13 protein-coding genes are annotated in these 13,293 nt (G+C 74.0%); 3 read left to right on the forward strand and 10 right to left on the reverse strand.

Annotated features, from left to right (window positions below; all coding sequences use genetic code 11):
* On the forward strand, nt 1-520 hold a 520-nt coding region (locus GCU56_RS00210), incomplete at its 5' end, for a zinc-binding dehydrogenase (protein ID WP_163479500.1).
* A 50-nt stretch (nt 521-570) separates the two neighbouring features.
* The gene (locus GCU56_RS00215) at nt 571-1,434 is read left to right on the forward strand and encodes a dioxygenase family protein (RefSeq protein WP_163479501.1); all 864 of its coding nucleotides are present in this window, start codon (nt 571-573) and stop codon (nt 1,432-1,434) included.
* A 180-nt stretch (nt 1,435-1,614) separates the two neighbouring features.
* Here the strand turns inward: GCU56_RS00215 and GCU56_RS00220 are convergent, their stop codons facing one another.
* From GCU56_RS00220 to boxC, 6 genes are all read right to left on the reverse strand, one after another.
* Nucleotides 1,615-2,526 (reverse strand): LLM class flavin-dependent oxidoreductase, encoded by a 912-nt coding sequence (locus GCU56_RS00220; RefSeq protein ID WP_163479502.1) that lies wholly within the window; start codon nt 2,524-2,526, stop codon nt 1,615-1,617.
* Nucleotides 2,527-2,534: 8 nt separating this feature from the next.
* The gene (fdxA, locus tag GCU56_RS00225; protein ID WP_163479503.1) at nt 2,535-2,867 is read right to left on the reverse strand and encodes a ferredoxin; all 333 of its coding nucleotides are present in this window, start codon (nt 2,865-2,867) and stop codon (nt 2,535-2,537) included.
* Nucleotides 2,868-2,919: 52 nt separating this feature from the next.
* Nucleotides 2,920-4,002: an NAD(P)/FAD-dependent oxidoreductase gene (locus GCU56_RS00230; RefSeq protein WP_163479504.1), complete on the reverse strand. Its 1,083-nt coding sequence runs from the start codon at nt 4,000-4,002 to the stop codon at nt 2,920-2,922.
* A complete protein-coding gene (locus tag GCU56_RS00235) occupies nt 3,999-5,672 on the reverse strand; it encodes a benzoate-CoA ligase family protein (RefSeq protein WP_345771545.1) in 1,674 nt (557 codons plus the stop codon). The genes GCU56_RS00230 and GCU56_RS00235 overlap by 4 nt, the downstream gene beginning before the upstream one ends.
* Nucleotides 5,673-5,756: 84 nt before the next feature.
* Entirely contained in the window at nt 5,757-7,238 is a 1,482-nt protein-coding gene (gene boxB / locus GCU56_RS00240; protein ID WP_239521566.1) for a benzoyl-CoA 2,3-epoxidase subunit BoxB, read from the reverse strand.
* Between the two features lie 2 nt (nt 7,239-7,240).
* Nucleotides 7,241-8,965 carry a 2,3-epoxybenzoyl-CoA dihydrolase gene (gene boxC / locus GCU56_RS00245; protein ID WP_345771546.1) on the reverse strand — a complete coding sequence of 575 codons (1,725 nt, stop codon included), beginning with the start codon at nt 8,963-8,965 and terminating at the stop codon, nt 7,241-7,243.
* A 182-nt stretch (nt 8,966-9,147) separates the two neighbouring features.
* On the opposite strand from boxC, the gene GCU56_RS00250 reads away from it, so the two are divergent.
* Nucleotides 9,148-9,795, forward strand: coding sequence for a GNAT family N-acetyltransferase (locus tag GCU56_RS00250; RefSeq protein WP_163479505.1), 648 nt, complete (start codon nt 9,148-9,150; stop codon nt 9,793-9,795).
* Between the two features lie 12 nt (nt 9,796-9,807).
* Here GCU56_RS00250 and GCU56_RS00255 read toward each other — a convergent pair whose 3' ends face one another.
* Genes GCU56_RS00255 through GCU56_RS00270 form a run of 4 tightly spaced genes read right to left on the reverse strand, consistent with a single transcriptional unit; the run spans nt 9,808 to nt 13,225 of the window.
* Nucleotides 9,808-10,509: an ATP-binding cassette domain-containing protein gene (locus GCU56_RS00255; RefSeq protein WP_163479506.1), complete on the reverse strand. Its 702-nt coding sequence runs from the start codon at nt 10,507-10,509 to the stop codon at nt 9,808-9,810.
* On the reverse strand, nt 10,510-11,301 hold the full coding sequence (locus tag GCU56_RS00260) for an ABC transporter ATP-binding protein (RefSeq protein WP_163479507.1): 792 nt from the start codon (nt 11,299-11,301) through the stop codon (nt 10,510-10,512).
* Nucleotides 11,298-12,344 carry a branched-chain amino acid ABC transporter permease gene (locus GCU56_RS00265; protein WP_163479508.1) on the reverse strand — a complete coding sequence of 349 codons (1,047 nt, stop codon included), beginning with the start codon at nt 12,342-12,344 and terminating at the stop codon, nt 11,298-11,300. Before GCU56_RS00265 ends, GCU56_RS00260 begins: the two co-directional genes overlap by 4 nt.
* The gene (locus GCU56_RS00270) at nt 12,341-13,225 is read right to left on the reverse strand and encodes a branched-chain amino acid ABC transporter permease (protein ID WP_163479509.1); all 885 of its coding nucleotides are present in this window, start codon (nt 13,223-13,225) and stop codon (nt 12,341-12,343) included. The genes GCU56_RS00265 and GCU56_RS00270 overlap by 4 nt, the downstream gene beginning before the upstream one ends.
* Nucleotides 13,226-13,293: the final 68 nt, after the last annotated feature.

Raw genomic sequence — 13,293 nt, forward strand, 5'->3', positions numbered from 1 at the left:
AGCGGTGGGCCAGGCGGCGGTCGGTGCGGCGCGGGTCCTCGGTGCGAGCCGGGTGGTCGCCGTCGCCCGGTCCGAGGCGGCGCGGGAGCGGGCCCGGGCGGCCGGCGCGGACGAGGTGCTGGCCCTGGAGGGGGACGCCGACGCCCTCGCCGCCCGGTTCGCCGAGGCCGCCGGGGGCGCGGTGGACGTCGTCGTCGACCCGGTCTTCGGGGTGGCCGCCACCGCCGCCTCGCGGGTGCTGGCCGAGGGCGGCCGGCTGGTCAACCTCGGTGGAGCCGGGGGTGACGCCGCCGGCTTCTCCTCAGCCGTGTTGCGCAGCCGCAGCGCCGAGCTGCTCGGCTACACCAACAACGCGCTCACCCCCGACCAGCGCCGGGACGCGCTCACCGCGGTCGCCGCGCACGCTGCCGCCGGCCGCCTGGCGGTGGCGCACGACGTGCTGCCGCTCGCCGAGGTCGCCGACGCCTGGCGGCGGCAGGCCGCCGGGGAGGCCGGCGTCCGGCTGGTGCTCGCCCCCTGAACCCCGCGGACGGCGCCCGCCGTCCGCCTCCCGGACACGAGGAGGACCCCGTGCAGCTGGTCACCGAGGACAACATCACCGATCTCGCCGTCGAGCGCTGGGCCACGGCCGAGGACCCGCGGCTGGCCGAGCTCCTGACCGCGCTGGTCCGGCACCTGCACGCCTTCGCCCGCGAGGTGCGGCTCACCGAGGCGGAGTGGATGGCGGCCATCCAGTGGCTGAACCGCACCGGCCAGATCAGCAACGAGAAGCGCGAGGAGTTCATCCTGACCTCCGACGTCCTCGGGCTGTCGATGCTGGTCGTCCAGATGAACCACCGGCTCCACCCGGAGGCCACGCCCGCCACGGTCCTCGGCCCGTTCCACATCGAAGGCTCCCCGGAGCTCGACCACGGCGCCGACATGTCGCAGGGGCTGCCCGGCCGGCCGCTGTACCTGCACGGCACGGTGCGCGACCTGGACGGCGCGCCGGTCGCGGGCGCGGTGCTCGACGTCTGGCAGTCGGACTCCGAGGGCCTGTACGAGTCCCAGCACGCCGACGTCGACGAGGCCCGGCTGCGGGCGAAGTACACGACCCGCGAGGACGGCAGCTACTGCGTGCGCACCATCGCGCCGCTGGGCTACTCCATCCCGATGGACGGCCCGGTCGGCGACCTGATCAGCCGCACCCGGATCAGCCACTTCCGTCCCGCGCACATCCACTTCCTCCTCAACGTGCCCGGTTTCGAGCCGTTGATCACCCACCTGTTCGAGGAGGGCGCGCAGTACCTGGACAGCGACGTCGTGTTCGGCACCAAGCAGGAGCTGGTCGTCGCCTTCGAGCCGCGCGAGCCGGGCCCGACTCCCGACGGCGGGTCCAGTGACGTGCCGTGGTCGGAGGCCCGCTACGACTTCGTGCTGCAGCGCAGCGCCTGAGCCGGGGTCCCGCGCCCCCGCGCGGGTGTGCCACCGGGCGGGCCATCCGTGCCCGCGAGCGCCTCCCGGGCAGGAGGTGCGCCAGGCCGCCAACGCCACGAGGCCGGCGAGGAACGGCGGCGCGTCGACCAGCCGCAGCGAGCGGCCGGAGCCCGTCGCGAGCGTGGCGGCCGGCGCCGGCTACGTGCGCAGGGCGGGCAGCACGGCCCGCGTGAACAGATCGACGATGCCGGACCGGGCCGCGCCCTCGCCGACGGGGGAGAAGACCAGCGTCTGCGCACCGGCGTCGGCGTACTCCCGGATCCGGGCGGCGACCCGGCCGGGATCACCGTGCAGCAGGTACCGGTCGGCCAGCGGGCCGAAGTCCTGCTGGTAGACCGCGCTCACCGTCTCGACGACCTGGGCGCGCGAGCGGTCGGGGTCGTCGTCCACGCCGCCCCAGCAGAACACCGCGCCACCGACGGCGGCCGGGTCCCGGCCGGCCGCCTCGGCCGCGTCGCGCACCTCGGTCAGGCTGCGCGCCAGCTGCTCGGGTGTGTACATGTACGGCATCCAGACGTCGCCGAACCGGCCGGCCCGGCGGATCGCCGCGGGCCGGCGCCCACCCAGCCAGATCGGGGGCCCGCCGGGCTGCACCGGTCCGGGGTCCAGCGCCAGGCCCGGGACCCGGGTGAACCGGCCGGCGAAGTCGACCGGCCCGCCGGCCCACAGCGCCCGCATGAGCTCGAGCGCCTCGTCGGACCGCGCGCCGCGCTCGGTCACCTCGACGCCGGCGGCGAGGAACTCCGGCGGGTGCTCGCCGCCGACGCCGATCCCCAGGTCGAAGCGGCCGCCGCTGACCTGGTCCAGCGTGGTCGCGAGCTTGGCCGCCAGCGCCGCCGGGTACAGCGGCAGGACGGTCAGCGAGCTGAGCAGCCGGATCCGGGACGTCGCGCCGGCGGCCGCGGCGAGGGCGACGAAGCCGTTGGCCACCGGTCCGTGGAAGAACAGGTGCTCGCCGGTCGCGACGCCGTCGTAGCCGCCGTCCTCGGCGGCCCGGGCCTGCGCGGCGACGGCGGTCTGGTCGCTGCCCAGCGTGAGGACGACGCGCACGCCGGTCCTCAGCCGTGCTCGCCGACGAGCTCGGTGTCCACCCCGATGCGGCCGACCTTCGAGGCGCCCCCCGGACTGCCCAGCGGCGCGTCGCGGCCGGGCAGCAGCTCGACGAAGAACCGGCGGTTGTCGGCGACGTGCGGCTCGTTCTCCTCGGTCACCCGCCGGTCCTGCGCGATCGCCTCGACCGGGCACACCGGCTCGCAGGCGCCGCAGTCGATGCACTCCTTGGGGTTGATGTAGAGCTTGCGGTCGCCTTCGTAGATGCAGTCGACCGGGCACTCCTCCACGCAGGACATGTCCGTGGTGTCGATGCACTCCGAACCGATGACGTAGGGCACGGGGGCCTCCTGGCTGGGGCGGGTGGGTGGTCGACGGCGCGGTGGGCCCGGCTCAGGAGTGCGCGTTCGCGCCGATGCCGGCCGGGTCGTCGCTGCTGTGCCCGGGGAAGAGGGGCTGGTCGGGGTCGAGGTAGGTCGCGGCGTTGTTGACCGCGGTCGCTGCCTCCCCGAACCCGACCGAGATCAACCGCACCTTGCCCGCGTACTCGGTGATGTCGCCGGCCGAGTAGACGCCGGACACCGACGTCCGCATGGCCGTGTCGACGAGGATCTTGCGGTCGACGATGTCGATGCCCCAGCCCTCCAGGGGACCGATGTCGGCGGTGAAGCCGAGCGCGGCGATGACCGCCTGCGCCCTGTGCGGGGTGACGGTGCCGTCCTTGGTGCGCACGTGCACGGTGTGCAGGGCCTCCACGCCGTCGACGGGGCCGCCCTCCAGGGAGTCGACCTGCGCGTCGGTGACGACGACGGTCGACCCCTTCTCCATGTCGGCCACGCTCGCCGCGTGCGCGCGGAAGTTCTTCCGGCGGTGCACCAGGGTGACCGAGGCGGCGATGCCGTCGAGGGCCAGCGCCCAGTCCACCGCGCTGTCCCCACCGCCGACGATGACCACGTCCTGGCCGGCGTGCGCGGCCAGCTCCTTGACCACGTACGTCAGGCCCCGGCCCTCCCAGACGTCCCCGCCGGGCAGCGGCCGCGGGGTGAAGGTGCCGATCCCGCCGGTGACGACCACGGCCCCGCAGGAGATGCGGGTGCCCTTGCCGGTGGTCACCACCAGCCGGTCGCCGGCCCGCGGGCGGTGTCCGGCCTCGTCGGTCAGGGACTCCGCGCGCTCGCCCAGCACGTAGACCGGGTCGAAGCGGGCCGCCTGGGTGACCAGGCCGGCGACCAGGTCCCGGCCCCTGATGCCGGGGAAGCCGGCGACGTCGTAGACCATCTTCTCCGGGTAGAGCGCCATGACCTGGCCGCCCGGCTCGGGCAGGCTGTCGACCACCGCCGTCCGCAGGCCACGGAAGCCGGCGTAGTACGCGGCGTAGAGCCCGGCCGGCCCCGCCCCGACGACCAGCAGGTCCACCGCGACCTCCCGGCCGCCCCCCGTCGCCGTCGCGGGCGGCCGCGTGTCGGTCGCGGTCATGCAGGCCCTCCGGACGCCATGTTGTCGGCCCGGGCGGCTCCGCTGAGCCGGTCGAGGGCCAGCTCGCGGACCCGGAAGCGCTGCAGCTTCCCGGTCGCGGTGGTGGGGAGCTCGTCGAACACGAGGACGTGCCGCGGGCGCTTGAAGGCGGCCAGCCCGTCGCGGCAGAACGCCACGAGGTCATCGGGCACCGTCGTCGACCCCGGCGCCAGGACGGCGCAGGCGACCGGCTTGTCCAGGCCGTCGGCGTCGGGCAGCGAGACGACGACCACCTGGGTGACGTCGGGGTGCTGGCGCAGCCGCTCCTCGACCTCGGTCGGGGAGACCCAGATGCCGCCGGCCTTGATGATGTCGTCGGTGCGGCCCAGCGAGGTGTAGTAGCCGTCGGCGCTGCGCACGTAGGTGTCTCCGGTGCGCACCCACGGGCCCTGGAACACCCGCCGGGTGACCTCCGTCCGCGACCAGTAGCCGGTGGCCGCCGAGTCCCCGCGGACGTAGAGGTGACCGGGGGTGCCGTCGGGGACCGGGGCGCCGTCGTCGTCGACGATCTTCGCCTCGTAGCCCGCGACGATCTCGCCGGTGCTGCCCGCTCGGGTGCGGCCGGGCCGGCCGCTGATGAAGATGTGCAGCATCTCGGTCGAGCCGATGCCGTCGAGCATCTCCACCCCGAAGGTGCTGGTGAACCGCTCGAACAGCGCGGCGGGGAACGCCTCGCCGGCCGACACGCAGGCGCGGACGCCGGCGAAGGTGTCGGCGGGGAGGCCGGCGGCCAGCAGCGCCGCGAAGTAGGTGGGCCCGCCGAAGAAGAGGGTCGGCCGGAACTCGCGGAGCACCCGGGCCGTGCCGGCGGGGCTGGGCCGGGACCGGTCGAGCACCGTGCTGGCGCCGACCGAGAAGGGGAAGGTCATCGTGTTGCCGAGCCCGTAGGCGAAGAAGAACTTGGCCACCGAGAAGGTGACGTCGTCCGGGCCGATGGCCAGGACGTCGCGGGCGTAGGTCTCGGCGGTGTCCCGCAGCGACCCGTGCCGGTGCATCGCGCCCTTCGGGGTGCCGGTCGTGCCCGACGTGTAGAGCCAGAACGCGGGCGAGTCGGCGACCGTCGGATAGGGGGTCGCGACCTGCCCGAGGACGTCCGCGCCCGCCGCGACGAAGGACTCCCAGGTGCGCACCCGGGCCCCGTCGACCTCCGGCAGCTCCGGAGCGCCGAGGACGACCACGTCGGCGAGGTCCCGGGCACCTCCGACGGCGGGCGCGAGGTCGGTGAACTCCGAGCTCAGCGCCACCAGCCGGGCCCGGCTGTCCCGGGCCAGCAGGGCGATGTCCTTGGGCTTGAGCATGGTGCTCACCGGCACCGGCACGGCGCCGATCCGGAGTCCGGCCAGGAAGGCGGTGAGCAGCTCGGGAGTGTCGCCCATGCACAGCAGCAGCCGCTCCTCGGGGCGGACGCCGGAGGCCACCAGCGCGGCGGCGAACCGGTGGACGGCGTCGTCGAGGTCGGCGTAGCTGAGCGTGCGGACGCTGCCGTCCAGGTCGATCGCGGTGACGGCCCGCGCCTGCGGCGTCGCCCGCGCGTGGCGGGTGACCAGCCACTCGGCCGCGTTGAACAGGTCCGTGTCCGGCACCGTGCGCGCGAGGGGGAGGTCGGGAGGTGCGGTCTCGAGGGTGGCCACGCTGCTCAGCCCTTCTGGTGACGTGGCCCTCCTGCGGGATCCCACCCCGAGCGTGCGAGGGGTGGGGGGCAGGAGGGTCCTTTTTCAGAAGCGGACGTAGTCGTACTCGACCGGCAGGGAGTTGATGCCGACCGAGGGCGGGGAGATCCAGCCGGCGAACTCGCCCGGCTCGTAGTGCGGCACCATCAGCTCGGCCACGCGGGCGCGGTCGTCGGGCGTGGGCAGGTGGTCGCCCACGATCGCGTCCCAGGTCGCCTCGTCGACGATCTCGCCGGTGGGCGTCACGTGGTGCCCGGCGAAGGCGCCGACCTTCCGGTTGAAGCCCTGGTGCGGCAGGACGAGCCGCTCCTCCAGCCCGGCGTCCTCCAGCTCCTGGTTCCACCGCCGGACGCCGTTCTCGCAGTCGGCGGCGTACTCGTTGCGCAGGTCCAGGTTGAGCGCGGTGAGCATCGGCACCGTCTTGAGGCTCATCGCGCCGTTGTCGATGATCGGCACGTCCATGGTCAGGTCGTGCAGCTGGTGGTCGTCCTTGCGGCGGGTCTCCATCCACCGGCCCTTGAGCCCGGCGGTGTAGTACGACGCGACGTTCGACGACGTCTCGGAGCCGAAGAGGTCCATCGACACCGAGTACTGGAAGTTCAGGTACTTCTGGATCACCGAGAGCGGGATGCCGCCGTACTGCCAGATGTCGTCGGTGCCGTGCTCCCTCATGAGCTGGGCGGTCCGCTGGACGGTGCGCTGCACGCCCGTCGTCCCGACGAACATGTGGTGCGCCTCCTCCTTGAGCATGAACTCGCAGGTGCGCGCCAGCGGGTCGAAGCCACTCTCCTTGAGCGTGCCGAGCTGGTACTTGCCGTCCCGGTCGGTGAAGTAGGTGAACATGAAGAACGACAGCCAGTCGGTCGTCTCCTCGTTGAAGGCACCGAGGATGCGCGGGGAGTCGAAGTCGCCGGAGTTGCGCTTGAGCAGCTGCTCGGCCTCCTCGCGGCCGTCCTTCCCGAAGTAGGCCTGCAGCAGGTAGACCATCGCCCAGAGGTGGCGGCCCTCCTCGACGTTGACCTGGAAGAGGTTGCGCATGTCGTAGAGCGACGGCGCGGTCATGCCGAGGTGGCGCTGCTGCTCGACCGAGGCGGGCTCGGTGTCGCCCTGGACGACGATCAGGCGGCGCAGGTCCGACCGGTGCTCGCCGGGGACCTCCTGCCAGGCCGGCTCGCCCAGCCTGTCCCCGAAGTTCACCTTGCGGTCGGGGTCGCGCTCGGCGAGGAAGATGCCCCACCGGTAGTCCTCCATCGGCACCCGGTCGAAGTGTGCCCAGCCGTCGCGGCCGACCGCGATCGCGGTGCGCAGGTAGACGTCGTGGGTCGGGACGGAGGGCCCGAGGGTCTTCCACCAGTCGAGGAACTTGGGCTGCCAGGCCTCCAGGGCACGCTGCAGCTTGCGGTCGCCGGCGAGGTTGACGTTGTTCGGGATCTTCTCGCTGTAGTCGATCCTCGACAGCGGCCCGGTCGGGGTGGGGGCGTCGCCGGTGACGGTGCCGGACTGCGGGGTGGATTCGGTCGTGGTCATGGTCAGACCCGCTTCCTGTCGTAGTCGGCCCGCTGGCCGGTGCCGTAGCGGCGCAGTGCTCCTTCGGGGCCAGCGGCGTTGGGCCGCTGGAAGATCCAGTTCTGCCAGGCGGTGAGCCGGCCGAAGACCTTGGTCTCCGGGGTCTCCTGGCCGGCGAAGCGGAGGTTGGCCTCCATGCCGGTCAGCGCGTCGGGGGAGAAGCTCCTGCGCTCCTCGACGACCAGGCGGACCTCGTCGTCCCAGTCGATGTCGTCGGGGGCGCTGGTGACCAGGCCGAGCTCGAGCGCGTCGGCGGCGAGCAGGTCCCGGCCGACGGCGGCCTCCGCGGCCGCGAGCTCCGAGGCGGAGCCGAGGAAGCGGACCTGCAGGCGGGTGAGGTCGTTGCCCATCGGCAGCAGGCCGGTGTTGAACGCGTCGAGCCGGATCACCGCCGGCGGCGCGGGGTCCTCGTCCTCCTCGAACTGACCCTCGAGCATGAAGGAGCGGTCCGCGGCGAAGGCGATCTCGGCCAGGAGGCCGGAGAAGCAGGAGCCCGGCTCGATCAGCGCGAACAGGCTGCGCGAGGTGGTGTCCAGCCGCTTCACCACCCGCTTCCAGAAGCCGATCGTCTCGTTGACCAGCCAGTCGTCGCGGTGGGCGAGCAGCAACTCGTCGTAGGCGGCGACGGTGGCGACGTCGCCCTCGGTGCGCAGCAGCCAGGTGCCGACCGCCAGCTCGTTGGTGCGCAGCCGCAGGACCACGTCGTCGAGCTCGCGGCTGGCGGCCAGCAGCCAGGCGGCATCGCCCTGCTCGTGCAGTTCGTCGACGCTCGAGGGCACGGCGGCCGGGCCGAGCACCGTGATCGTCGCGGTGCCCGACTCCCGGTCGAGGACGACGCGCACGTGCTCGTACCGGGTGGTGTCGCCGTCGACCTCGCGTCGCAGCGGGGTGAGCCGCACGCCCCGCGCCCCGGCCCCGGGCCGGGTCGACGTGGTGGCGGCGGCGGCCGCCCGGCGGGCGATCTCCTCGGGGAAGTCGCGGGCCTTCACCGTGGCGTCGACCAGCCGCCACGCGACTGCCCGCTCGCCGCGGATGCCCTCGGCGGTGGTGGAGAAGACGTCGGCGAGGTCGCGACGGACACCGCGCTTGTCCACCACCCGGGTCAGGCCGCCGGTGCCGGGCAGCACGCCCAGGAGCGGCACCTCGGGGAGGGAGACGGCCGAGGAGTTGTCGTCGAGCAGCACGATCTGGTCGCAGGCCAGGGCCAGCTCGTAGCCGCCGCCGGCCGCGGTGCCGTTGACCGCGGCGATGAACGGCAGCCCGGAGTGCGCGGTCGCGTCCTCGATGCCGTTGCGGGTCTCGTTGGTGAACTTGCAGAAGTTCACCTTCCAGCTGTGCGGCGACGCGGCCAGCATCTTGATGTTCGCGCCGGCACAGAACATCCGGTCCTTGGCGCTGGTGACGACGACCGCCCGCACCTCGGGGTGCTCGAAGCGGATCCGCTGCACCGCGTCGTGCAGCTCGATGTCCACCCCGAGGTCGTAGCTGTTCATCTTCAGCTCGTAGCCGGGCACGATCCCGCCGTCCTCGGCGACGTCGAGGGTCAGCGTCGCGACCTCGCCCTCCACCGACAGCGTCCAGTGCCGGTACTGCTCGGGCGAGGTGTCGAAGGAGACCTCCACCGTGGCACCCGGTTCGGCCACCGGGCCCGGGCCCTCCGTCGTCGAGCGGTCTTCGAGGGCGGTCACGGGGCCTCCAGGGAGTCGCAGCAGGTGGTGCGGGCGGGCTACCGCACTGCCGTCGCGGCCCATCCTGACGTGCTACACGACTATGCGCAAGCGGCGGAGCGAGTGTAGATCTCCCGATCTCGGGGGAGACGGACGCGGTCCGCGGTGCCACGCTGGGGCCCGAGCCCAGGGGAGGGGTCGCGATGACCACGACGGACGTCCGGACCGACCGGTGGCGGTGGGTGGCCGACCCCGACCCGCGGTGGGACCCCGACCGCGAGCGGGTCTTCGCCGCCATCCCCGACCGGGTCTTCCCCACGATGCCGCGGCGTCCCGGCGCGCGACTGCCCGGCGACTGGTGGCGCGTGGAGGACGAGCACGGGGTGGTCGGCTACGGGTGGCTCGACGACGTCTGGGGTGACGCGGAGATCCTGCTGGCCGTCGAGCAGGGTGTGCGGGGCAGCGGTGCCGGGGCCTTCACGCTGGCCCGGCTGGAGGAGGAGGCGGTCGCCCGCGGACTCAACTACGTGCTCAACGTGGTCCGCGACACCCATCCCGAGCGGGAGGGAGTGACCGCCTGGCTGCTGGCCCGGGGGTTCACCGCCGACGAGGGCGGCCGGCTGCGCAAGCGGGTCGGCGACCGCACCCGCGACGTCGGTCAGCGGCAGGCCGGCCGGCCGGGCACCGGCACGGCGCCCCTCCCCGACGGCGGGCGGCAGGAGCGCTACGCCGCGGAGCGGGACCGCGCGGCCGGCCGCGGGCACCCCGACGACCGGACCGGGGGGTCCGACCTCGGTCCGGGCACCGAGGAGAGCGGCGGCTACGTCGCCCAGGAGCAGCACCGTTTCTGACGTCGTCGTCTCCTAGGCCACGCCGAGGAGGGCGTGGGCGACCGAGCTGTCCCGGCGGAACTCCTGGGTCGGGGAGCGGTGCACCACCCGGCCCTTGTCCACCACCGCGATCTCGTCGGCGACGGCGAAGGCCAGGTGCAGGTCCTGCTCGACGACCACCAGCGTCGTCCCCTCGGCCTTCATGCCGGAGATCGCGTGCCCCACGAGGTCGACCACGGCGGGGGCCAGACCGTCGGAGGGCTCGTCCATGAGCACCAGCCGGGGGTTGGTGAGCAGGGCCCGCGCGATCGCCAGCATCTGCTGCTCGCCGCCGGAGAGCTGACCGGCCGCGTGCCGGCGGCGTTCGCCGAGCCGGGGGAGCAGTTCGAGCACCCGGGGGGCGTCCCACGGCCCGCGGCCCCGGCCTCGCCGGGCGGCGAGGTCGAGGTGCTCGGTGACGGTGAGCGGCGCCCAGACCCGCCGGCCCTGGGGCACGAGGGCCACACCGGCCCGCGCCACGACGTCGGGACGGCGGCCGGCGAGGTCCCGGCCCTCCAGCCGCACCGTGCCCGCGGACGGCGTCACCAGCCCCATGAGCGTGTGCACCAGCGTGGTCTTGCCGACGCCGTTGCGGCCGAGCAGCCCCAGCACCTGACCGGCGGCGACGTCGAGGTCGATCCCCTGCAGGACGGTGCTGCGCCGGTAGCCCGAGCGCAGGCCACGGACCTCGAGCACTCAGCCCACCTCCGTCCGCGACGGCCCCGGGTCGTCGAGGAACAGCGCCTCCCGGCCGGTGCCGAGGTAGGCCTGCTGCACGGCCGTGCTCGCCCGCACCTCGTCCGGGTCGCCGGTGAGCAGCACCCGGCCCAGGTGCAGCACGGTGACCGAGGTGGCCAGGGCGAACACCACGTCGAGGTCGTGCTCGACGATCACCACGGTCACCGACCCGGGCAGCGTCTGCAGCAGGCCGACCAGGCGGGCGCTCTCCGCGGGTGACATGCCGGCGGCGGGCTCGTCGAGCAGCAGCAGGGTCGGCTCGCAGGCCAGCGCGACGGCCACCTCCACCTGCCGCCGCTCGCCGTGCGACAGCGCGGCCACCGGCGTCCCGGCCCGTTCGGCGAGGCCCACGTCGGCGAGCAGTTCCCGGGTCCGCTCGCGGGCCGCGGCCTGGCGGCGGGGAACCAGCGAGTGGCGGGACCGGTGCTGCCGCTGCGCCGCGAGCAGCACGTTCTGCTCGACCGTCTGGCTGAGGAAGAGGCTGGAGTGCTGCAGGGTCTGGCTGATGCCGCGCCGGGCCCGCTGCGGCTCCGACAGCCGGGTGACGTCGTCCCCCGCGAGGGCCACCGTGCCGGCCGAGACCCGCAGCGCACCCGTGACCAGCTTGAACAGCGTGCTCTTCCCGGCACCGTTCGGGCCGATGAGGGCGTGCCGCGCCCCGGCCGGGACGTCGAGCGTGACGTCGTCCACCGCGGTGAGGGCGCCGAAGGAGCGGGTCACGCCGGACAGGGACAGCAGCGGTGCGCTCATGCCGGTGCCTCGTCGGTGCCCGGCAGGACGGCCCGGCGCCGTCCCCGGCGGAGGTCGGCCAGCCCGGCGACCCCGCGCGGCAGCACGTACACGGCGACGATGAAGACCAGGCCGAGCAGCAGCGGCCCGTGCCCCTCGAGCGTCGGGCCGAAGGTGTCCCGCACGAGGACGACGACGGCCGCGCCCAGCGCCGGGCCCCACAGCGTGCCGGCGCCGCCCAGGACGACGGCCAGCAGCATCAGGGCGCTGGTGGTGAAGCCGGCGTCGCTGGGGTTGACGATCCGCACCAGGCCGGCGAACAGGCCGCCGGCCAGCCCGGCGAAGCCGCCCGCGAGCGCGAAGGCGAGGTACTTGTAGCGGAACGGCGAGTACCCGAGCGAGCGCATCCGCCCCTCGTTGTCGCGGATGCCGCGCAGCGCGGCGCCGAACGGCGAGGCGGCCACCAGCCACAGGCCGAGGGCGCCGAGCAGCACCACGGCGAGGACGAACCAGTACACGTACCCGGCGAGGGTCAGCGGGGTGCCGGCGACCCGGATCGAGGGGATGCCGAACAGGCCGTTGGAGCCGCCGGTGACCGACGACAGCGACTGGGCGAGCTGGTGCACCAGCTCGCCGATGGCGAGGGTGAGCATCAGGAAGTAGACGCCGCCGCTGCGCACCGCCAGCCAGCCGGTGGCCGCCGCCGCGAGCGCGCCGGCGACCGCGGCCGCCAGGACGGTGACCAGGCCCTCGCTGGTCCAGTGCGTCGACACCAGGCCGGCGGTGTAGGCGCCGACGCCGAACCAGGCGGCGTGCCCGAGCGAGGGCAGACCGGTGAGACCCACGAGCAGGTCCAGGCTCATCGCGAAGAGCGCGAAGACCAGGATCCGGGAGACGGTGTTGGTGCTGAACGGGTCGGCGACCAGCGGCACGGCGGCCAGGACCGCCAGCAGCGCCACGGCGAGGACGGCGGTCAGCGCGCGCGGCGGCCGGCGCCGGCGCGGTGCGGCCGGGGCCGCCGCGGCACCGGGCGCGGTCTCGGCGGGGAGGCTCTGCACGCTCATGAGTGGGCCACCTTCCCGGCGAAGAGTCCACGGGGCCGGACGATGAGCACGAGGGCGAGGGTGCCGAACAGGATGAACGAGGCCACGTCGGGCAGCAGCGCGCGGCCCAGCGACTCGACCTGGCCGATCACCAGCGCGCCGATGAGCGCGCCGCGGATGGACCCGAGGCCGCCGATGACCACGACCACCAGCGCGAGCAGCAGGATGGTCTCGTCCAGTCCCGGCCGCGCGCCGTAGACCGGTGCTGCCAGCACACCGGCGACCGTGGCCAGCATCGAGCCGATGCCGAGGACGGCGACCTTCACCTTGCGGTTGTCGATGCCCATCGCCGAGACCATCTCCCGGTCGGCGACGCTGGCCCGGACGAGGGCGCCGACCGACGTCCGTTCCACGACCAGCCAGACGGCCAGGGCCAGGACCAGCCCGACGCCGATGAGCATCAGCCGGTAGGCGGGGTAGGCGCTGCCGGCGACGTCCACGCTGGTGTCCAGGCCCGGGGGTGGGGAGACCGACCGGACGTCGTTGCCGTACACGATCGAGAGCACCTCGGCCACGACCAGCGAGATGCCGAGGGTCAGCAGCGCCTGGTCGAGGACCGGCCGCCGGGCCAGTGGCTCGGTCATGCCCGACAGGGCCCCGCCGGCCAGCAGCCCGACCAGCGCGGCGACGCCGAGCGCGGCGAGGAAGCCACCCCACGAGTCGCCGGCGACGAAGTTGACCGCCAGGTAGGACCCCACGAGGAAGAAGGCGCCGTGGGCCAGGTTCAGCACGTCCATCATCCCGAAGACGATGGACAGGCCGACGGCGAGGACGAACAGCAGCGCGCCGATGGCGAAGCCGTTGAGGATGCTGACGAGGTTCTCGTCGAACCAGCCGAGCATGGGAGTGCTCCTCTCGGGGAGCCGGGCCGCGGCGGCAGGGCGGGCAGGTGCCGCTACGGCCCGGCGCC

Origin of the sequence: Geodermatophilus sabuli (assembly GCF_010686765.1) — a bacterium.
GTDB classification, from domain to species: domain Bacteria; phylum Actinomycetota; class Actinomycetes; order Mycobacteriales; family Geodermatophilaceae; genus Geodermatophilus; species Geodermatophilus sabuli_A.

Bases quoted from the DNA above. Each gene is read 5' to 3' on its own strand.
- GCU56_RS00250 (WP_163479505.1), top strand. From the start codon at position 9,148: ATGACCACGACGGACGTCCGGACCGACCGGTGGCGGTGGGTGGCCGAC.
- GCU56_RS00265 (WP_163479508.1), bottom strand. From the start codon at position 12,344: ATGAGCGTGCAGAGCCTCCCCGCCGAGACCGCGCCCGGTGCCGCGGCG.
- GCU56_RS00270 (WP_163479509.1), bottom strand. From the start codon at position 13,225: ATGCTCGGCTGGTTCGACGAGAACCTCGTCAGCATCCTCAACGGCTTC.
- boxB (WP_239521566.1), bottom strand. From the start codon at position 7,238: ATGACCACGACCGAATCCACCCCGCAGTCCGGCACCGTCACCGGCGAC.
- GCU56_RS00230 (WP_163479504.1), bottom strand. From the start codon at position 4,002: ATGACCGCGACCGACACGCGGCCGCCCGCGACGGCGACGGGGGGCGGC.
- GCU56_RS00260 (WP_163479507.1), bottom strand. From the start codon at position 11,301: ATGAGCGCACCGCTGCTGTCCCTGTCCGGCGTGACCCGCTCCTTCGGC.